General features: G+C 64.6%; 17 protein-coding genes. 14 read left to right on the top strand and 3 right to left on the bottom strand.

The genetic code is table 11. The features are described 5' to 3' along the window. The first annotated feature begins 50 nt into the window (after window positions 1-50). From B597_RS24020 to B597_RS24000, 5 genes are all read left to right on the top strand, one after another. Window positions 51-1,463 (top strand): circularly permuted type 2 ATP-grasp protein, encoded by a 1,413-nt coding sequence (locus tag B597_RS24020; RefSeq protein ID WP_003296137.1) that lies wholly within the window; start codon window positions 51-53, stop codon window positions 1,461-1,463. Next, window positions 1,464-2,414, top strand: a complete 951-nt coding sequence (locus B597_RS24015) for an alpha-E domain-containing protein (RefSeq protein ID WP_003296139.1) — start codon at window positions 1,464-1,466, stop codon at window positions 2,412-2,414. It begins immediately after the preceding gene. Beyond that, a complete protein-coding gene (locus tag B597_RS24010; RefSeq protein WP_003296140.1) occupies window positions 2,411-3,205 on the top strand; it encodes a transglutaminase family protein in 795 nt (264 codons plus the stop codon). Before B597_RS24015 ends, B597_RS24010 begins: the two co-directional genes overlap by 4 nt. Before the next feature lie 93 nt (window positions 3,206-3,298). Continuing rightward, the gene (locus B597_RS24005) at window positions 3,299-4,033 is read left to right on the top strand and encodes a proteasome-type protease (protein ID WP_003296141.1); all 735 of its coding nucleotides are present in this window, start codon (window positions 3,299-3,301) and stop codon (window positions 4,031-4,033) included. A 206-nt stretch (window positions 4,034-4,239) separates the two neighbouring features. Continuing rightward, complete coding sequence (locus B597_RS24000) at window positions 4,240-4,581, top strand: ribonuclease E inhibitor RraB (protein ID WP_003296143.1); 342 nt, start codon at window positions 4,240-4,242, stop codon at window positions 4,579-4,581. Between the two features lie 106 nt (window positions 4,582-4,687). Here the strand turns inward: B597_RS24000 and B597_RS23995 are convergent, their stop codons facing one another. Beyond that, window positions 4,688-5,644, bottom strand: coding sequence for a LysR family transcriptional regulator (locus tag B597_RS23995; RefSeq protein WP_003296144.1), 957 nt, complete (start codon window positions 5,642-5,644; stop codon window positions 4,688-4,690). Between the two features lie 111 nt (window positions 5,645-5,755). Between B597_RS23995 and B597_RS23990 the strand changes: the two genes are divergently transcribed. Continuing rightward, entirely contained in the window at window positions 5,756-6,508 is a 753-nt protein-coding gene (locus tag B597_RS23990; protein WP_003296146.1) for a sulfite exporter TauE/SafE family protein, read from the top strand. Window positions 6,509-6,514: 6 nt separating this feature from the next. Here B597_RS23990 and chrA read toward each other — a convergent pair whose 3' ends face one another. Next, window positions 6,515-7,732: a chromate efflux transporter gene (chrA, locus tag B597_RS23985; protein ID WP_003296148.1), complete on the bottom strand. Its 1,218-nt coding sequence runs from the start codon at window positions 7,730-7,732 to the stop codon at window positions 6,515-6,517. Window positions 7,733-7,794: 62 nt separating this feature from the next. Then, the gene (locus B597_RS23980) at window positions 7,795-8,760 is read right to left on the bottom strand and encodes a DUF1853 family protein (RefSeq protein ID WP_003296150.1); all 966 of its coding nucleotides are present in this window, start codon (window positions 8,758-8,760) and stop codon (window positions 7,795-7,797) included. Between the two features lie 224 nt (window positions 8,761-8,984). Here B597_RS23980 and B597_RS23975 point away from each other — a divergent pair, with 224 nt between their 5' ends. The 8 genes from B597_RS23975 (at window position 8,985) to B597_RS23940 (ending at window position 20,139) form a co-directional block, all read left to right on the top strand. Further along, window positions 8,985-9,872, top strand: a complete 888-nt coding sequence (locus B597_RS23975) for an NAD(+) kinase (RefSeq protein ID WP_003280695.1) — start codon at window positions 8,985-8,987, stop codon at window positions 9,870-9,872. Next, window positions 9,872-10,840, top strand: a complete 969-nt coding sequence (locus tag B597_RS23970) for a metallophosphoesterase (RefSeq protein WP_003296151.1) — start codon at window positions 9,872-9,874, stop codon at window positions 10,838-10,840. The genes B597_RS23975 and B597_RS23970 overlap by 1 nt, the downstream gene beginning before the upstream one ends. Continuing rightward, complete coding sequence (locus tag B597_RS23965) at window positions 10,837-11,706, top strand: rhomboid family intramembrane serine protease (RefSeq protein WP_024161541.1); 870 nt, start codon at window positions 10,837-10,839, stop codon at window positions 11,704-11,706. The genes B597_RS23970 and B597_RS23965 overlap by 4 nt, the downstream gene beginning before the upstream one ends. A gap of 630 nt (window positions 11,707-12,336) precedes the next feature. Then, a complete protein-coding gene (locus tag B597_RS23960) occupies window positions 12,337-12,615 on the top strand; it encodes a YeaC family protein (RefSeq protein ID WP_003296859.1) in 279 nt (92 codons plus the stop codon). After that, window positions 12,615-13,448, top strand: coding sequence for a DUF2797 domain-containing protein (locus B597_RS23955; protein WP_024161540.1), 834 nt, complete (start codon window positions 12,615-12,617; stop codon window positions 13,446-13,448). Before B597_RS23960 ends, B597_RS23955 begins: the two co-directional genes overlap by 1 nt. A gap of 223 nt (window positions 13,449-13,671) precedes the next feature. After that, window positions 13,672-16,332 (top strand): aminopeptidase N, encoded by a 2,661-nt coding sequence (gene pepN, locus B597_RS23950; RefSeq protein ID WP_003296855.1) that lies wholly within the window; start codon window positions 13,672-13,674, stop codon window positions 16,330-16,332. Window positions 16,333-16,769: 437 nt separating this feature from the next. Continuing rightward, a complete protein-coding gene (locus B597_RS23945; protein WP_031323169.1) occupies window positions 16,770-17,768 on the top strand; it encodes a WD40/YVTN/BNR-like repeat-containing protein in 999 nt (332 codons plus the stop codon). Between the two features lie 16 nt (window positions 17,769-17,784). Then, the gene (locus B597_RS23940; protein WP_003296852.1) at window positions 17,785-20,139 is read left to right on the top strand and encodes an efflux RND transporter permease subunit; all 2,355 of its coding nucleotides are present in this window, start codon (window positions 17,785-17,787) and stop codon (window positions 20,137-20,139) included. The last annotated feature ends 40 nt before the right edge of the window (window positions 20,140-20,179 follow it).

Here is a 20,179-nt window from a genome sequence, read left to right as displayed (position 1 = left end):
GGCGCGGGCTTTGCACTGTCGTTGGGCAGGTTACTGTTCGAGGGCTCCGCATGGACCGCGTTTTCTACGATGAGATGCACGACGCACGCGGCGCATGCCGCCCGCATTACCAAGCCTTCTCGGCCTGGCTTTCCGACACGCCGGCCGACGTGCTGGCGCAGCGTCGACGCGAGGCGGACCTGCTGTTCCACCGCGCCGGCATCACCTTCACCCTGTATGGCGACGAGCAGGGCACCGAACGGCTGATCCCCTTCGACACCATTCCGCGCTCGATCCCGATGAGCGAATGGCGCACCGTGGAGCGGGGCTGCATCCAGCGGGTGCAGGCACTCAACCTGTTTCTCGCCGACCTCTACCACGAGCAGCGCATCCTCAAGGCCGGCGTCATCCCGCCGGAGCAGGTGCTGGCCAACGAGGGCTACCAACCGGCGATGCAGGGGCTGAACCTGCACCGCGACACCTATGCGCACATCGCCGGGGTCGACCTGGTGCGCGACGGCGATGGCACCTACTACGTGCTCGAGGACAACCTGCGCACACCCAGCGGCGTCAGCTACATGCTCGAAGACCGCAAGATGATGATGCGGCTGTTCCCCGAGCTGTTCGCCGCCCAGCGCATCGCGCCGATCAACCACTACCCCAACCTGTTGCTGGAAACGCTCAAGCACTCGAGCCCGCTGGACAATCCCTGCGTCGTGGTGATGACGCCGGGGCGCTTCAACAGCGCTTTCTTCGAGCATGCCTTTCTCGCTCGAGAGATGGGCGTGGAGCTGGTCGAGGGAGCGGACCTGTTCGTGCGCGACGAGCACCTCTACATGCGCACCACCGCCGGCGCGCGCCGGGTCGATGTGATCTATCGCCGGCTCGACGATGCCTTCCTCGATCCGCTGGCGTTCAACCCGGATTCGGCGCTGGGCGTGCCCGGCCTGTTGTCGGCCTATCGGGCGGGCAATCTGGTGCTGGCCAATGCCATCGGTACTGGCGTGGCGGATGACAAGTCGATCTACCCGTTCGTGCCGGACATGATCCGCTTCTATCTGGACGAAGAGCCGATCCTCGCCAATGTGCCGACCTGGCAATGTCGCAAGCCGGACGAACTGTCCCACGTGCTGGCGCACCTGCCGGAGCTGGTGGTCAAGGAAACCCAGGGCTCCGGCGGCTACGGCATGCTGGTCGGCCCGGCAGCCAGTGCCGCAGAGATCGAGGCCTTCCGTGCCCGCCTGAAGGCCAATCCCGGCGCCTATATCGCCCAGCCGACCCTGAGCCTGTCGACCTGCCCGACCTTCGTCGAGAACGGCATTGCCCCGCGCCACATCGACCTGCGGCCGTTCGTGCTCAGTGGCCGGGAAACCCGCCTGGTGCCCGGAGGCCTGACCCGCGTGGCGCTGCGCGAGGGCTCGCTGGTGGTCAACTCGTCGCAGGGCGGCGGCACCAAGGACACCTGGATCGTTGAGGATTGTTGAATGCTGAGTAGAACCGCTGCCGATCTGTACTGGATGTCCCGCTATCTGGAGCGCGCCGAAAACATGGCGCGCATGCTGGACGTCAGTTATTCGCTGTCGCTGATGCCGCAGGACGGCCGTGGCGACGGCCTCGACGAACTGGCCATGCCGCTGCTGATCACCGGCACGCTGGAGCATTACCTGGCCTGCCATGGCCAGCTCAACGCCGAGCGCATGCTGCACTTCTTCGCCCTCGATGAAGGCAACTCCGCCAGCCTGTACAACTGCCTGCGCCTGGCGCGCAGCAATGCCCATGCCGTGCGCGGTCGCATCACCTCGGACATGTGGGAAAACATCAACGCCGCCTGGCTGGAGATGCGCGGCATCGCCGCGCAGGGCCTGGGGCGTTACGGCATCAGCCGTTTCTGCGAGTGGGTCAAGGAGCGCTCGCATCTGTTCCGCGGCGCCACCGTGGGCACCATCATGCGCAGCGACGCCTACCGCTTCATCCGCCTGGGAACCTTCATCGAACGCGCCGACAACACCCTGCGTCTGCTCGATGCCCGCCACGAACTGCTCGGCGAGGAAAGCGAGAACCTCGACGACCGCTCGGCGCGCGCCTATTACCAATGGAGTGCGCTGCTGCGCGCACTGTCCTCGTTCGAAGCCTTCGCCGAGATCTACCGCGGCTCGCCGCGCACGGCCAAGGTTGCCGAGCTGTTGCTGCTCCGCGCCGACGTGCCGCGTTCGCTGCGCGCCTGCCTGGTGGAGCTGCAAGGGATACTTGCCAGCCTGCCGGGAGAAAACGGCCGGCCGGCACAGCGCCTGGCCTCCGAACTGGACGCGGGGTTGCGCTACACCAGCATCGACGAAGTGCTGGAAATCGGCCTGCACGACTGGATCACCGCCTATGTCGAGCAGATCGGCCGGCTGGGCAGCGCCATTCACTCTTCCTACCTGGAGGCCGCATGAAACTTTCCATCGCCCATGACACCAGCTACCGCTACCAGGATCAGGTCCGCGCGAGCATCCAGTACCTGCGCCTGACACCCCAGCAGAGCCAGCGTCAGCACGTGTATAGCTGGGAGCTGGAACTGCCGCGGCCGGCGCGCGCGCAGCGCGATCCCTATGGCAATGTGCTCCACGTACTGACCCTGGACGAACCGCATGACGAGATCGTCATCCGTGCCCGCGGCCAGGTGGAGATCGACGAAGCCTGCGAATGCGAGACCGAAAGCGCCTCGCCGCTACCGTTCCTGCGTTCCAGTCCGCTGACTCAGGCCGACGATGCCCTGATCGACTTCGCCCACCGCCAGTGCGGCACTCGCCGCGAGCGCGACGCCCTGGCCGAGCTGATGCACGCGCTGGCCGACCACATGGCCTACACGCCGGGCGCGACCCAGGTGGAAAGCACGGCGGCGCAGGCCTTCGCCGGTGGCGCCGGGGTCTGCCAGGATCATAGCCATGCCTTCGTCGCCTGCGCCCGCAGCCTGGGCATCCCGGCGCGCTACGTTTCCGGCTATCTGCTGGCCGACGACAGCGATCACCTGGCCAGCCATGCCTGGGCCGAGGCCTGGATCGACGGGCAGTGGTACAGCTTCGACGTCTCCAACCGGCTGCTGCTGCCGGATCGGCACCTGAAACTGGCGGTGGGCCTGGATTATCTCGATGCCTGCCCGGTGCGCGGCATGCGGCGTGGCGGCGGCAGCGAGTCGATGCACGCCCGGGTGCAGGTCATGCCGATGCAGATGGGCCAACAATGATCATGCATAGCCCCGGCTTGCAGCGCGCGGCGGTTGGGTTACCATCCGCGCGCCGTTTGCGGCAGCTCCTCATCCACTAGAGTCACACGAGCCATGACCTACTGTGTCGCCATGAACCTGGCCGAAGGGCTGGTGTTCGTCTCCGATTCGCGGACCAACGCGGGCGTCGATCACATCGCTACCTTCCGCAAGCTCTACCGCTTCGGCATCCCCGGCGAGCGGCTGATCGTGCTGCAGACGGCCGGCAACCTGGCCACCTCGCAGGCTGTGGTCAGCCTGTTGCGGCAGCGCCTGCAGGGCGAGGGCGCGAACCTGCACAACGTGCCGACGATGTTCGCCGCGGCGCGCCTGGTGGGCGAGACGCTGCGCGAAGTGGTCGAACACGATGCGTCGCCGAGCATGGCGTCGGGAATCGACATGAGCAGCTCCTTTCTGGTCGGCGGGCAGATCGCGGGCGAGGAGCCGCAGCTTTACAACCTCTACCCGCAGGGCAACTTCATCTGCGCGACGGTCGACACGCCCTATTTCCAGATCGGCGAGAGCAAGTACGGCAAGCCTATCCTCGATCGCGCGCTATCCCACACGACGGCTCTGGAGCAGGCCCTGCGCTGTGCGCTGATTTCCTTCGACTCGACCATTCGCAGCAATCTCTCGGTAGGCATGCCGCTGGATGTACTGGTCTATCGCAAGGACAGCCTGTCGATACCTGAAGGTTATCGGGTGGAGGAAGGCGACGCCTACTACGAAGACATCCGCGGACAATGGTGCAGCAACCTGCGCCGCATGCTGGTTGAACTGCCGGCGGCACCGGGGTTCTATCTGGATTGACAGGCTGCCTCATGGCGACCGCCGACGCAGCGAGCATTCAGTGTGTTCGTGCATCCGGGCTGGCAGCCTGCTAGCTTGTCATCGTCGGCATGGAGGATGCCCGTACCGTTACACTTCACGCAGTCGTGACCCGTTTGCCCGCGCTCCATGAGCCTGTCCCGACGGAGCGGGGCGAATCCATCCACGCTTGAGAGGAGGTTGAATTCATGAGTACCACCTTCCACGAGGATGTCAGCAGCACTGTTCTGCGCCGGATGAAGGAGGGCGGTTTCGATTTCGCCCGTGTGCACCCCATCGAGTTCTATGCGGTCTTCCCGGAGCAGGATCGTGCCCGCAAGGCCGCACAGAATTTTCGCGGCGAAACCATCAATACCCAGGTGTTTCCGCGTGAGGACGGAAGCTGGAATCTGCAGGTAAGCAAGGTGATGTACGCAACGTTCGATGGTATCGGTGATTTCGAGCAGGATCTGGAAGATCTCGTCGAACCCCTCGGCGGTGTGCTCGATGGCTGGGGCGTCACCCAGGAAATCGAAGAGCATAGTCCGTAAGGCGTCCCGGGGGGCGCCAGACCGACCTGCATGCAAGGCCTGTTGGGCTGCGCAACGTCAGCGCCAGCCTGCCCGCCGCGCTCGGGTATTGGCCAACCCCCTCCGTTCAATCCCTCTTGAAACCGCTTTGCAATGCCTGGTCCCAGGGCGGGACCGGGCCGAAGCGGGCTTTCAGGAACTCCAGCAGCAAACGGCTGCGAGAATCGGCCTCGCGTGTCAGGCGCAGCGCATAGATGCCGCTGGCTTCCGGTGGCGGCAGGCCCCCCGCACAGAACAGCGGCAGCAGCTCGCCGCGCAGCAGGTGATCGCTGATCAGCCAGGTGGGCAGATGTGCGATGCCGAGCCCTGCCAACGCCCCGGCCAGCAGCGCTTCGGCATTGTTGGCGACCATCCGCATTCGTCCTGGACGCAGCAGTTGCGGGCGGCCGTTGTGCTCGAAGCGCCAGGCATGTGGCGGCCCCAGGGCGTCCCAGTCCAGTCCATCGTGCTCGGGCAGCTCTTCGGGCTGCAGCGGTACGCCACGGCGCTCCAGATAAGCCGGGCTGGCGCAGACGATGCGCACCATCGGCGCCAGCGGTGTGGCGACCAGTCGCGTGTCGGCTAGCGGGCCGATACGCAGCACCAGATCGACTTCACCTAGATGTTCACCGTGCAGGTCGACGAAGCTGTCGATCAGCCGCAGCTGGATGTCCACGCCGGGATAGGCCTGAAGAAATCCGGCCAATGCCGGCGCCAGGTGACGGCGCCCGAACGGAGCGGGCGCATCGATGCGGATGCGGCCCTCCGGGGCGCTGTTCAATGAGCTCGCTTCCGCGCGAGCCAGATGCAGTTCCTGAACGATTCGCCGGGCGCGTTCGGCAAACGCCAGTGCCGCAGGCATTGCCCGGACGGCATGGGTGCTGCGACTGAACAGCTGACAGCCGAGCGCCTGCTCCAGCGCATCGATGCGGCGTGCCACGGCCGAGGGCGTTAGACCATGGCGCCGGGCCGCGGCGGAGAAGCTGCCGGACTCGAAGACATCGATGAACAGGCCCAGCTGGGTGGAAAGGGGATCTGGCAGCATCTGCGTTTCTGCTTGTGCGAAATAGGCAAAGCCATTTTGCGCGGCTGTGCGTATCGATGCTAGCCATGGGCGCGTAGCATGAGCGCCTCATTGCAAATGGAGCGCGGGCGGATGCTGCTGGACATCGGATTGAACGTACTGCTGGGGCTGGCGCTGGGCACGCTCGGCGGATTGTTCGGTATCGGCGGCGGGCTGATCGCGATTCCGGTCGTGGGCGTTCTGTTCGGTCTTGACCAGCAATTGGCGCAGGGAACGGCGCTGGTGATGGTCGTGCCCAACGTGCTGCTCGCCATCTGGCGTTACCACCAGCGCAATCGCATCGACTGGCGCCATGCGGCGGCGCTGGCCAGCGCCAGTTTCCTCTTCGCGATCTTCGGTGCGGCCGTTGCCGTGTCGCTGGATGCCGGGCGCATGCGTATGGCTTTCGTCGGTTTCCTCCTGGTGCTGGCGGCGTACACGCTGTTGCGGGTTTTCCTGCGTCCGGCGCCTGGCGACGGTCAGTTGCGTCATCCCTGGCCGTGGCTCGGCGTGCTCGGGGCGGGTGCCGGAGCGCTCGGCGGCCTGTTCGGCGTAGGTGGCGCCGTCATCGCCACGCCGATCCTGACCAGTGTGTTCGGCACCTCGCAGGTGGTTGCCCAGGGCCTGTCGCTGGCGCTCGCGGCACCGAGCACCGGTGTCACGCTGGCCACTTATGCCATGCATCATCAGGTCAACTGGCTGCTTGGACTGCCGCTTGCGGTAGGCGGGCTGCTCAGCATCAGCCTGGGTGTCCGGCTCGCCCATGCCTTGCCCGAGCGTCTGTTGCGGCTTCTGTTCAGCTGTTTTCTGGTGGCCAGTGCAGTGCTGCTGGCGCTGGAAAGCTGATTTATTTCAACCTGCCAGGCCGAGCAGGCCGCCGCCGGTTGCCCCGGCAATGACCACGAGCCAGGGCGGGAGCTTCCAGTACATCAATGCGACAAGCAGCAGCAGAGCAAGGACGAAATGCTCCGGCGCCCTGATCGCGCTGGTCCAGACCGGATCGTACAGTGCTGCCAGCAACAACCCGACCACGGCGGCATTGATCCCTGCGAGCGCCGCCTGAGTACGCCGGTTGCTGCGTAGGCGCTCCCAGAAGGGCAGCACTCCGATCACCAGCAGGAACGAAGGCGCGAACACCGCTACCAGACAGAGCACCGCACCCGGCCAGCCGCTGGGTATGACATTCATCGACGCGCCGAGGAAGGCGGCGAAGGTGAACAGCGGCCCTGGTACGGCCTGGGCCGCGCCGTAGCCGGCCAGGAACACGTCGTTGTCCACCCAGCCTGGCGGTACCACCTCGGCCTGCAACAGCGGCAGCACCACGTGACCGCCACCGAATACCAGCGCACCGGCTCTGAAGAACGCATCGAATTGAGCCAGGGCCGGGCTGTCGCTGCCACTGGCAAGCAGCGGCAGCAGCGCGAGCAGTGTGAAGAACAGCACCAGTGCAGCCAACGCGGCCCGTCCCGTTACGGCAACCGGCAGGGTGGGCGCGTCGACGCTGGCTGGACGGAATATCAGCAGCCCGATCAGCCCGGCGGCGGCGATGACGCCGACCTGAGCCCAGACGAAAGGAACCAGCAGCACGGCACCCGTTGATGCCAGCGTGATGGCTATTCGCGGGCCGTCGCTACACAGGTTCCGTGCCATGCCCCAGACGGCCTGGGCAACCACCGCTACGGCGACGATCTTCAAACCCTGGAGGACTCCGCCCGGCAGCGCGCTGCCCCAATGCGCAAGCCCCAGGGCGAAGAGCGTCAGCGCAATGGCCGATGGCAGGGTGAAGCCGGCCCACGCCGCCAGCGAGCCGCGGTAACCCCCCTGCAGCAGGCCGATGGCCAGGCCGACCTGGCTACTGGCCGGACCGGGGAGGAACTGGCAGAGCGCAACCAGTTCGGCGTAGCTGCGTTCGTCCAGCCAGCGGCGTCGTTCAACGAACTCGGTGCGGAAATAGCCCAGATGAGCCACCGGGCCGCCAAATGAAGTCAGGCCGAGGCGCAGGAATACCAGGAAAATCGTCCAGGGCGCGAGTCGGCTGGTTGCAGGGGTGCGGTGTGGTTCGATGGGCATGCGCGTCCGTTCGGTGTCGGTCTAAAGGCACAGTCGGACGCCAAGTCTAGCCGCCATTCGTGTCAGGCGGATGACGCGCGCCGCGCCGGAGTACCGTTCCGCGGCCAATCATCGGCGACGAGAAAAAGCCGTTCCTGCTCCAGCCAGTCGCCGGATGCGTCCGGTTCGAGACGGGCCAGCAACTGCGCTCGCGTGGCTGCCGGGCCGGCATCCAGCCAGGCACTGAAACGCCGCGCTTCCCATAGCTCCGCAGCCGGGATGCGCGCTGCCGCCAGCCAGGCGGCGCGTGCGATGGGCTGCCAGACCGCTGCGGGTTTTTCTGCCTGATAGCGTGGCCAGTCAGCCTGCCGCAGCCATCGCCCGCGCAGATGACCTGGATTGGCGCCGAGTGGGAGCGAGCAGCCTTGTGGCCAGGGCTGGAACAGGTAACCGCCGAGCCAGAAGCTGCTCTGTACCGGCCGACCGGTGAGTTCGGCGAGCACGGCCAGCGTCGCCGGCTGGCTGCAAAGCGGTAGCTGGTGCTGGCACATATGGGCGAGCTTGAGGTCGAGCCGGTCATGGCTTCCCGGGCCAAGCCAGTGCGCGTGCTGACTGCCGTCACTTTGCCCGAGCCCGAGGTAGAACTTCACCGCCAGCTCCAGGTGGTGCACACCCTCATCGTCGCCGAACAGCAGGTCCAGTTCGCCAAGGGTGCTGCCGTTTTGCCTGATCGGCAGGTTGGCCGCGAGCAACTGGATGTCGGGCGCGTGGGAGAGTGCGTACTGCCACAGCCGCTCGTAATACAGGCCCAGCCTCCGGATGCTGTGCAGTGACAGCCAGGCCTGGAGGATGGACGGGTCGTTATCCTGGCACAGCAGCCAGTCGGCCAGCAGGCCGGGCTCGCTGTGCCAGCGACTAGCAATCAGTGGATGGCGTTGGCGTTGCGGCGCTTCGCTCAGCAAGGGTGGCGCGAGCATCGTCCAGGCGAGGTCGCGCACCTGCGGATGCAGGAGGCGGTCGGGAAGGTCGGCAAGACTGCGAAGGCTCATGGCTGCAGCATAGCCGTCCGTTTGCCGATGGTCCGGCGTTTCGCCGATAATCCGTTGCCGCCGAACACCGGTGCCGGCCAGAGGCTCTAACGCCTGCTCATGAAACCCAGGCGTATCGCAGATCCCTTACCGGCGATCGCGGCTGCCCCGCCGGCGCGCTGCATGTTACTTTCGAGCGTTGCGACTGCCCGCAACCTTCTGCCCAGCCACACCAGGGAGCGTCAATGGAGCAATTCCGCAATATCGGCATCATCGGCCGCCTGGGTAGCTCCCAGGTGCTGGATACCATCCGCCGGCTCAAGCGATTTCTCGTCGAGCGCCATCTGCATGTGATTCTCGAAGAGAACATCGCCGAGGTGCTGCCTGGACATGGCATGCAGACCTCGTCACGGCAGCGACTGGGTGAATCCTGTGACCTGGTGATCGTGGTCGGTGGCGACGGCAGCCTGCTGGGTGCCGCCCGGGCGATGGCCAAGCACAGGGTGCCGGTCCTCGGCATCAACCGCGGCAGCCTCGGGTTTCTCACCGATATCCGCCCCGACGAGCTGGAGGAAAAGGTCGCCGAGGTGCTCAACGGGCAGTACACGCTGGAAAACCGCTTCCTGCTCGAAGCGCAGGCGCGGCGGTTCGACGAGCCGATCGGCGAGGGCGATGCGCTCAACGACGTGGTGCTGCATCCGGGTAAGTCCACACGGATGATCGAATTCGAGCTGTACATCGATGGCCAGTTCGTCTGCAGCCAGAAGGCCGACGGCCTGATCGTGGCGACCCCGACCGGTTCCACCGCCTATTCGCTGTCGGCGGGCGGGCCGATCATGCATCCGCGTCTGGACGCCATCGTCGTCGTGCCCATGTATCCGCATACCCTGTCGAGCCGCCCGATCGTGGTCGATGGCAACAGTGAACTGAAGATCGTGGTGTCGCCGAACATGCAGATCTATCCGCAGGTGTCCTGCGACGGCCAGAACCACTTCACCTGCGCGCCGGGCGATACCGTGACCGTGCGCAAGAAGCCGCAGAAGCTGCACCTGATCCACCCACTGGATCACAACTACTACGAGGTGTGCCGGACCAAGCTTGGCTGGGGCAGTCGCCTCGGCGGAGGCGATTGATGCAGCTTGATCCCGAGCGCGGCTACGACCTGATCGGCGATGTGCATGGCTGCGGCCGTGCCCTGGCGCGTCTGCTCGACTCGCTGGGCTACCATTTCCAGGGCGGCGTCTGGCGTCATCCTCGCCGGCTGGTGATCTTCCTCGGCGACATCATCGACCGCGGACCGCATATCCGCGAGGCGCTGCACCTGGTCTACGACATGGTCGACCGCGGGCAGGCCCACTGCATCATGGGCAACCACGAGTTCAATGCGCTGGGCTGGTACATGCCGGCCCCGCCGGGCAGCGGTCGCGACTTCGTGCGCGAGCACTCGCCGCGTTTCGCCCGGCTGCTGCAGGAAACCTTTCAGCAGTTCGAACACTACCCGGACGAGTGGAAAGCCTTTCGCGAATGGTTCTACGGCATGCCGCTGTTTCTCGAGAGCGAGCGCTTCCGTGTCGTCCACGCTTGCTGGGACAGCAGCGTGATCGCGCGGCTTCGCCCGTTGCTGAGCGACGCCTGCATCAATCCGGCGCTCCTGCGCGAGGCCGGTCTGCCGGGGACCTTCATCTGCCAGGCACTGGACCGTCTGCTACGCGGCACCGACATGCCGCTGCCGGAGGGCATGACGCTGACCAGCGAGGAGGGCTTCGTGCGGACCTTTTTTCGTACCAAGTTCTGGGAGGAGAACCCCCAGACCTACGGGGACGTGGTTTTCCAGCCTGACGGCTTACCGGACCACGCGGCACGCATGCCGCTTTCGCAACAGCAGAAGAATCGCCTGTTCCTGTACGGGCCGGACGAGCCGTTGCTGTTCGTCGGCCACTACTGGCGGCGCGGCCGGCCGGGGCCGATACGTGACAATCTCGCCTGCCTGGATTACAGCGCGGTGAAGAATGGCAAGCTGGTGGCGTACCGGCTGGATCGAGAGACCCGGCTGGATCCGGCCAAGTTCGCCTGGGTCGACGTGCAGGCGGTATTCCGATGAGCCTGTCCGCTGCCGAAGCCCTGCGCCTGCCGCTGTCGGAAGACCTGACGGGCTTCATCTCCCTGTTACGGCGCCTGCGCGTGCCGTGCCGGGTTTCGGAGGAGGGCGACCAGCAGGTTCTGCGCGTGCCGGCCGAGGTGGTCGAGCAGGTGCGCGACCTGTATGCGCGTTATCCGCACGGCGATGACAGTGTGGTCATCGAGCAGCCCCGCCGGCGCGGCGGTTTCGTCGCAGCCTTGCGCGCCAGCCCGCTGACCGCGGCGGTGCTGCTGATCACCCTGGTCGCTGCGGCGATCACCCTGCTCGGCGAGAACTTCGCGGCGATCCGCTGGCTGAACTTCGTCGACTTTCGCATCGATGGCGAATACGCCTATTTCGCCACGCTGGAGCAGAGCCTTGCGGCAGGGCAATGGTGGCGGCTGGTCACGCCGATCTTCGTGCACTTCGGCATCCTGCATCTGGCCATGAACAGCATGTGGTACTGGGAACTCGGGCGGCGCATCGAGTCGCATCAACGCGCCTGGATGCTCCTGGCGCTGACGCTGCTGTTCGGGCTGGTTTCGAACTTCGCCCAGTACCTGTTCGGCGGGCCAGGCATCTTCGGCGGACTGTCCGGCGTGCTGTACGGCCTGCTCGGACACTGCTGGCTGTATCAGAAGCTCGCGCCGAACGATGCCTACCGCCTGCCACCCGGAGTGGTGGTGCTGATGCTGGCTTGGCTGGTGGTGTGCCTGACCGGTGTGATCGAAGTGCTCAGCTTCGGCGCGCTGGCGATCGCCAATGCCGCGCATGTCGGGGGGCTGGTCGGCGGATGCGTAACGGGGGTTATTGGCGGGCTGCTGGCGCGCAAGGCGAGCGGGCGGTAGGCGTCCGCGACGCTCTGCCCGCCGCAGCGCTGCTGGCTTCGGGCAGGCCTGCGACCTGCCATCGCCGCGAGGGCGCGCCTCCCACGGGTCCGGTTTGAATCTGCTAATTTCGTGGGGTAAGTCTTCCTGACGGTGTTGCTGATGCTGGCGGGCTCCTGGCAAGGCGAGCGGACGGTAGGCGTCCGCGACGCTCTGCCCGCCGGCAGTGCTGCTGGCTTCGGGCAGGCCTGTGGCCTGCCATCGCCGCGAGGGCGCGCCTCCCACGGGTCCGGTTTGAATCTGCTGCTTTCGTGGGGTAAGTCTTCCTGACGGTGTTGCTGATGCTGGTGGGCTACTGGCAAGGCGAGCGGGCGGTAGGCGTCCGCGACGCTCTGCCCGCCGCAGCGCTGCTGGCTTCGGGCAGGCTTGTGGCCTGCCATCGCCGCGAGGGCGCGCCTCCCACGGGTCCGGCCTGCACCTGCTGCTTTTGTGGGCGCGCTTGCTGGTCCGGTGTGCTTCTGCTGCTTTCGTGGGAGGCCCGCCCTCGGGGCGATGCTTCTGATCTTCGCTGCAGCACCGCTCGCTGCTTTCCCGCTTAGAGCCTGCAGCCTTTTCCGCTAGAATGCCGGCTCGTTTCCCTCGGAGCTGGCCATGTCGACCTTTATCCAAACCGCCGAAAACATCACCCCGGAAATCTACGCGAGCCTCAAGCAGGCCATCGAGCTCGGCAAATGGGCTGACGGCCGCAAGCTGACCCCCGAGCAGAAGGAAACCTGCATGCAGGCGATCATTGCCTGGGAAATGAAGAACCTTCCTGAAGAGCAACGCACCGGCTACATGGGCGGACAGGAATGCGGTTCCAAGAGCAAGAAGGCCGAGGCAGCGATCGATACCAGCCTGTTCGCACCGGCCTCCGGAACGCGTCACTGATGCAGGAACTCGGACGCGGCGCGCTGAGCAAAATGTCCATTGAGCTGGGGGCGCTGGCGCAATATTCCTTTCGGCTGGATGACGAGCGGGTGCCGGTCAATCCGCTGATCGGCAAGACCCTGCGCCTGGAGTACCTCGGCGCCATCAATTGCACCCATTGCGGGCGCAAGACCAACAAGAGCTTCAGCCAGGGCTACTGCTATCCCTGTTTCAAGAAGCTGCCGCAGTGCGACGTCTGCATCATGAGCCCGGAAAAATGCCACCATGACTTAGGCACCTGCCGCGATCCACAGTGGGGCATGGACTTCTGCATGACCGATCACGTCGTCTACCTGGCCAACTCGTCGGGGATCAAGGTCGGCATCACCCGCGCCACCCAGCTGCCGACGCGCTGGCTCGACCAGGGCGCGAGCCAGGCACTGCCGATCATGCGCGTCGCCACGCGCCAGCAGTCCGGCATGGTCGAAGACCTGCTGCGCAGCCAGGTCGCCGATCGCACCAACTGGCGTGCACTGCTCAAGGGTGATGCCGAACCCATTGATCTGATCGCGATGCGTGAGCAGATCTTCGATGCCTGTGCCGAGGGGCTGCGTGGCTTGCAGCAGCGCTACGGCCTGCAGGCGATCCAGCCGGTGGCCGATGCCGAGGTGCTGGAAATTCGCTATCCGGTCGAGGCCTACCCGAGCAAGGTGGTCAGCCTCGATCTGGAGAAGACGCCCGTCGTCGAAGGCACGCTCAAGGGCATCAAGGGGCAGTACCTGATCCTCGACACCGGCGTGATCAATATCCGCAAGTTCACCGCTTATCAGGTCGCCGCCAGCGCTACGGCGTAGGGTGGATAACGCTCCGCTTATCCACCGATGGTCCACGCCTGCCAACCGCAGGTTCAGGGATGAACAGCCGGAGATATCGCTTGAAAAGGCTGCGCCGTTTTCCACCCTACAAGTCCGCAGCGACAGACGCTAAGCTCGAACTCATCCGCAGCCCGTAGGGGCTGCAATCCATCGCACATTTCGCTTGAAGCTAGCCGCTTGAAGCTCAGCCGACGAGGTTTCCATGCGTACCGAACAACCGAAAGTCATTCATCTGAAGGATTACCAGGCCCCGGAGTACCTGATCGATGAAACCCATCTGACCTTCGAACTGTACGAGGACCGCACCCTGGTGCATGCCCAACTGGTGATGCGCCGCAATCCGGAGCGCCCGACCGGCAAGCTGCCGCCGCTGGAACTGCACGGGCAGGAACTCGAGCTGCTGTCCATTGCGCTGAACGACCGCGTACTCGGCCTGGGCGACTACCAGGTCAGTGAGGATTGCCTGACCCTGCAGCCGGACAGCGATGCCTTCGTCATCGACAGCTCGGTGGTGATCCATCCGGAAAGCAACACTGCGCTGGAAGGGCTGTACAAGTCCGGCAGCATGTTCTGTACCCAGTGCGAGGCCGAGGGCTTCCGCAAGATCACCTACTACCTCGACCGCCCGGACGTGATGAGCAAGTTCACCACCACCGTCAGTGCCGAGCAGAAGGCCTATCCGGTGCTGCTGTCCAACGGCAACCCGATCGCCAGCGGCAGCGAGGATGACGGGCGCCACTGGGCGACCTGGGAAGATCCGTTCAAGAAGCCGGCCTACCTGTTCGCGCTGGTGGCGGGTGACCTCTGGTGCGTCGAGGACAGCTTCACCACCATGAGCGGGCGCAACGTGGCGCTGCGCATCTACGTCGAGCCGGAAAATATCGACAAGTGCCAGCACGCCATGGACAGCCTGAAGAAGTCCATGAAGTGGGACGAGGATGCCTACGGCCGCGAGTACGACCTGGACATCTTCATGATCGTCGCGGTCAACGACTTCAACATGGGCGCCATGGAGAACAAGGGTCTCAACATCTTCAACTCCAGCGCCGTACTGGCCCGTGCCGAAACCGCCACCGATGCCGCGCACCAGCGAGTCGAGGCGATCGTGGCCCACGAGTATTTCCACAACTGGTCAGGCAATCGCGTGACCTGCCGCGACTGGTTCCAGCTGTCGCTCAAGGAAGGCTTCACTGTCTTCCGCGATTCGCAGTTCAGCGCCGACATGAACTCGGCGACGGTCAAGCGCATCGAGGATGTCGCCTATCTGCGCACCCACCAGTTTGCCGAGGATGCCGGCCCCATGGCCCACTCGGTGCGCCCGGAATCCTTTATCGAGATTTCCAACTTCTACACCCTGACCGTCTACGAGAAGGGGGCCGAAGTGGTGCGCATGATCCAGACGCTGCTGGGCGAAGAAGGCTTCCGCAAGGGCAGCGACCTCTACTTCGAACGGCATGACGGCCAGGCCGTAACGGTCGACGATTTCGTCAAGGCGATGGAGGATGCCAACGGTGCGGACCTGACCCAGTTCAAGCGCTGGTACAGCCAGTCCGGCACGCCGCGCCTGGCGGTCAGTGAGCAGTACGACGAGACGGCGAAAACCTATCGCCTGACCTTCCGCCAGAGTTGCCCGCCGACGCCGGGCCAGCCGAGCAAGGTGCCGTTCGTGATCCCGGTGGCGCTGGGCCTGCTCGCCGCCGATGGTTCGGACATGCCACTGCGTCTGGACGGCGAAGCCTCCGCGGCTGGAACCAGCCGTGTGCTGGCGGTGACCGAGGCCGAACAGACCTTCACTTTCGTCGATGTCGCCGAGCGTCCGCAGCCATCGCTGCTGCGTGGCTTCTCCGCGCCGGTGAAGCTGGATTACCCGTACAGCCGCGATCAGCTGATGTTCCTCATGCAGCACGACTCCGACGGCTTCAACCGTTGGGAAGCGGGCCAGCAGCTGTCGGTGCAGGTGTTGCAGGAGCTGATCGGCCAGCATCAGCGCGGCGAGGCGCTGGCGATGGACGAGCGTCTGATAACGGCGCTGCGCACCCTGCTGCAGAATGAGGCGCTGGACGCGGCGATGGTCGCCGAGATGCTTTCGCTGCCGGGCGAGGCCTACCTGACCGAAATCAGTGAGGTAGCCGATGTCGATGCCATCCATGCCGCGCGCGAATTCGCCCGCCAGCGCATCGCCGACGCACTGTTCGAGCCGCTGTGGCAGCGCTACCAGGCCAATCGCGAAACCTCGCGCAGCACGCCCTATGTCGCCTCGGCCGAACATTTCGCCCGTCGCGCGCTGCAGAACATCGCATTGTCGTACCTGATGCTGAGCGAGAAGGCCGAGGTCGTCGAAGCCTGCCTGGAGCAATTCGAACAGGCCGACAACATGACCGAGCGCCTTACTGCACTCGCCGTGCTGGTCAACTCGCCATTCACGACCGAGCGCGACCAGGCGCTGCAGAGCTTTGCCGAGCACTTCAAGGACAACCCGCTGGTGATGGACCAGTGGTTCAGCGTGCAGGCCGGCAGCCCGCTGCCCGGCGGGCTGGAGCGCGTGCAGCAGCTAATGCAGCACCCGGCGTTCACCCTGAAGAACCCGAACAAGATACGTGCGCTGATCGGTGCCTTCGCCAACCAGAACCTGGTGAATTTCCATCGCGCCGATGGCGCCGGCTATCGCTTCCTCGCCGATCAGGTGATCACTCTCAACGCGCTGAACCCGCAGATCGCCTCGCGCCTGCTGGCGCCGCTGACCCGCTGGCGCAAGTACGACAGCGCGCGGCAGGCGCTGATGAAGGCGGAGCTGGAACGCATCCTGGCTTCGGGCGAGCTTTCCAGCGATGTCTACGAAGTGGTGAGCAAGAGCCTCGCCTGACTCCGAAGGCCGATTGCGCAAACGATCGGCCTTTCCCTCGGCCTCAAATCGTAGGGTGGGCTTCAGCCCACCAAGCGAGCGCTAACTACTTCAGCGCATGCAGGGCGAGGCACTCTCTGTCCCGCACCGTGACCATCCTCTGGCACACTGCGTCCGATCCTCCACGCCATACCGAATCAGTCGGGCCGCCATATTGGCCCATCAACCTGGGTGATCACGCGTCAATCATTGGGTAAGAGTTAACAATTCATAACGTCCGGCCAATTGTGCCTGCCTGCGCAAGCTGGCTAGGATGGCTGCGCCTGTACAGCAGGCCTTACCTAATAAGAATAAAGGGGGTATGTATGAGTGAGCCCGTTCAGCGGCGCACACTGTTCGGCCGCGCCGCGGTTCCATGCCAGGCGAAGGCGTCGCGTTTTCACTCATCGGTTGCCGGCGTGCTCTCGCTATGTGGCGCCTTTTCGGTGCTGTTGTTGACAGCTGCGGCACCCGCTCAGGCTGCCACCGACAGCCAGGCTCGTTACTCCATCGAGTCGGCCAAGGCGGTTTCCAATCTTCTTCTCGATATCACCCGGGCCGGTGATCGACTGGTCGTTGCCGGCGATCGCGGGCACATCCTGTATTCCGACGATCAGGCGGACAGCTGGACCCAGGCCAAGGTGCCCACCCGCCAGATGCTGACCGCCATCGACTTCGTCGATGACAAGCATGGCTGGGCGGTCGGCCACGATGCGCTGGTCCTGGCCACTGCCGATGGTGGCGAAAGCTGGTCGGTCCAGTACGAGGACCGTGAGCGCGAGGCGCCGCTGCTGGACGTCTGGTTCGAAGATACCCGGCACGGTATCGCCGTCGGTGCCTATGGCGCGCTGATCGAAACTGTCGACGGTGGCCAGAGCTGGGACGACATCAGCGAGCGACTCGACAACGAGGATGGCTTCCACCTCAATGCCATTGCCCATATCGAAGGCGCCGGGCTGTTCCTGGTCGGCGAAATGGGCGGCATGTTCCGCTCTGCCGATCTGGGCGCAACCTGGGAACGCGTCGAATCGCCCTACCAGGGCTCGTTCTTCGGTGTGGTCGGTGGCTCGGAGCCGGGCTTTGTGATTGCCTTCGGCCTGCGTGGTCACCTGTTCCGCTCCACCGACTTTGGCGATAGCTGGGAAACCATCGAGCTTGGCGACGGCGATGGCCAGGCGCTGGAGTCCGGGCTGGCGGCCGGCAGCCTGCTGGGCGATGGACGCATCGTCGTCGTCGGGCATGGCGGCAGCGTGCTGACCAGCTCCGACCAGGGCCGCAGCTTCGAGCTCTACAGCCGTCCCGATCGCCGTTCGCTGTCGGGCGTTACCTCCGATTCCCAAGGCAACCTGATCCTGGTAGGGCAGGGTGGTGTTCGCATCACCTCGCCATCGGGTGCGGATCTGGCCCCAAAACAATAAAGCCGGGAGAGTCTGCATGACCAAGCACCAACAGAAGCCGGCGTCGTTCCTCGAACGCCTGATCTTCAATAACCGGCCGGCAGTGGTGATCCTCTGCCTGCTGATCAGCGCGTTTCTCTTCTATCAGGCGGCGCAGGTTCGGCCGCAGACCAGCTTCGAGAAGATGATTCCGCTGGGGCATCCATACATCCAGAAGATGCTCGAGCACCAGAACGATCTGGCCAACCTCGGCAACACCGTACGGATTTCCGTGGAGGCCGTGGACGGCGACATCTTCTCCAAGGAATACATGGAGACGCTGCGGCAGATCCATGACGAGGTGTTCTACATCCACGGCGTCGACCGCTCGAACATGAAGTCGCTGTGGAGCCCGAGCGTGCGCTGGACCGAGGTCACCGAGGAAGGCTTCGCCGGTGGCGAGGTGATCCCGCAGACCTACGACGGCTCGCCCGAGAGTCTCGATGACCTGCGCGACAACATTCTCAAGTCCGGCCAGATCGGCCGCCTGGTGGCCAACAACTTCAAGTCCAGCATCATCGACGTTCCGCTGCTGGAGTCCTACCCGGACCCGGAAGACCAGAGCCGACAGATCAAGCTGGACTACCAGCAGTTCTCCCACGAACTGGAAGAGAAGATCCGCGAGAAGTACCAGGCACAGAATCCGAACGTGAAGGTGCACATCATCGGCTTCGCCAAGAAGGTCGGTGACCTGATCGACGGGCTGGTCGGCGTGGCGCTGTTCTTCATCGTCGCCATCGGCATCACCTTTGCCCTGTTGCTGTGGTTCACCCGCTGCCTGAAGAGCACCATCGCGGTGCTGATCACCACGCTGATTGCCGTGACCTGGCAGCTCGGCTTGCTGCACACCCTGGGCTTCGGGCTCGATCCGTATTCGATGCTGGTGCCGTTCCTGGTGTTCGCCATCGGTATTTCCCACGGCGTGCAGAAGATCAATGGCATCGCAATGGCATCCGGCTATACCGAGGACCCGGTGTCGGCGGCACGCATGGCATTTCGTCAGCTGTTCATCCCGGGAATGGTGGCGCTGCTGTCGGATGCGGTGGGCTTCGTCACCCTGCTGCTGATCGACATCGGCGTGATCCGCGAGCTGGCGATTGGCGCTTCGCTGGGCGTAGCGGTGATCATCCTCACCAACCTGATCCTGCTGCCGGTGGCGATTTCCTACATGGGCATCAGCCAGAAGGCGATCAAGCAGGCACGCGAAGAGGCCTCGCGCGACCATCCGTTCTGGCGTCTGCTGTCCAAGTTTGCCAGCCCGGGCGTGGCGCCGATCTCCATCATCGTCGCCGTGCTGGCACTGGCCGGGGGGCTCTGGTATGGGCAGAACCTGAAAATCGGCGATCTCGATCAGGGCGCGCCGGAGTTGCACCCGGATTCGCGCTACAACCTGGACAACGACTTCGTCATCCGCAACTACTCGACCAGTTCCGACGTGCTGGTGGTGATGGTCAAGACCGCGCCGGAAGGCTGCTCGCACTACGACACGCTGGCCGCCATGGACGAGCTGATGTGGAAGATGCAGAACACCGAGGGCGTGCAGTCGGCGGTGTCGATGGTCACCGTGGCGCGCCAGGGCATCAAGGGCATGAACGAGGGCAGCCTGAAGTGGGAAACGCTGTCGCGTAACCAGCACGTGCTGAACAATTCCATCGCCCGCGCCGAAGGCATGTACAACAGCGATTGCTCGCTGGCCCCGGTGCTGGTGTTCCTCAACGACCACAAGGCCGAAACCCTGGAGCATGTGGTCGCCGCGGCCAAGGATTTTGCCGAGGAGAACAATCGCGAAGGGTTGGAGTTCGTGCTGGCGGCGGGCAATGCCGGCATTGAGGCGGCCACCAACGAGGTCATCGCCGCGTCGGAAACCACCATGCTGATCGCCGTCTACCTGGCGGTGAGCATCATGTGTCTGCTGACCTTCCGCTCGCTGGCGGCAACGCTGTGCGTGATCCTGCCGTTGGTGCTGACGTCGATTCTCGGTAACGCGCTGATGGCCTTCATGGGTATTGGCGTGAAGGTCGCCACGCTGCCGGTGATCGCGCTGGGCGTGGGCATCGGTGTCGATTACGGCATCTATATCTACAGCCGCCTGGAAACCTTCCTGCGCCAGGGCATGACCCTGCAGGAAGCCTACTACCAGACATTGAAATCCACCGGCAAGGCGGTGGTCTTCACCGGTATCTGCCTGGCGATCGGTGTGGTCACCTGGGTGTTCTCGGCGATCAAGTTCCAGGCCGACATGGGCCTGATGCTGACCTTCATGTTCCTCTGGAACATGGTTGGCGCGATCTGGCTGCTGCCGGCCCTGGCACGCTTCCTGATCAAGCCGGAGAAGCTGCGTCAGCAGGCGTGATGAGCACGCAGTAACGAAAACCGCGGCCCTGGGGTCGCGG

Origin of the sequence: Stutzerimonas stutzeri KOS6 (genome assembly GCF_000307775.2) — a bacterium.
GTDB lineage: Bacteria > Pseudomonadota > Gammaproteobacteria > Pseudomonadales > Pseudomonadaceae > Stutzerimonas > Stutzerimonas stutzeri_B.
This window is presented reverse-complemented; position numbering and strand designations above follow the sequence as displayed.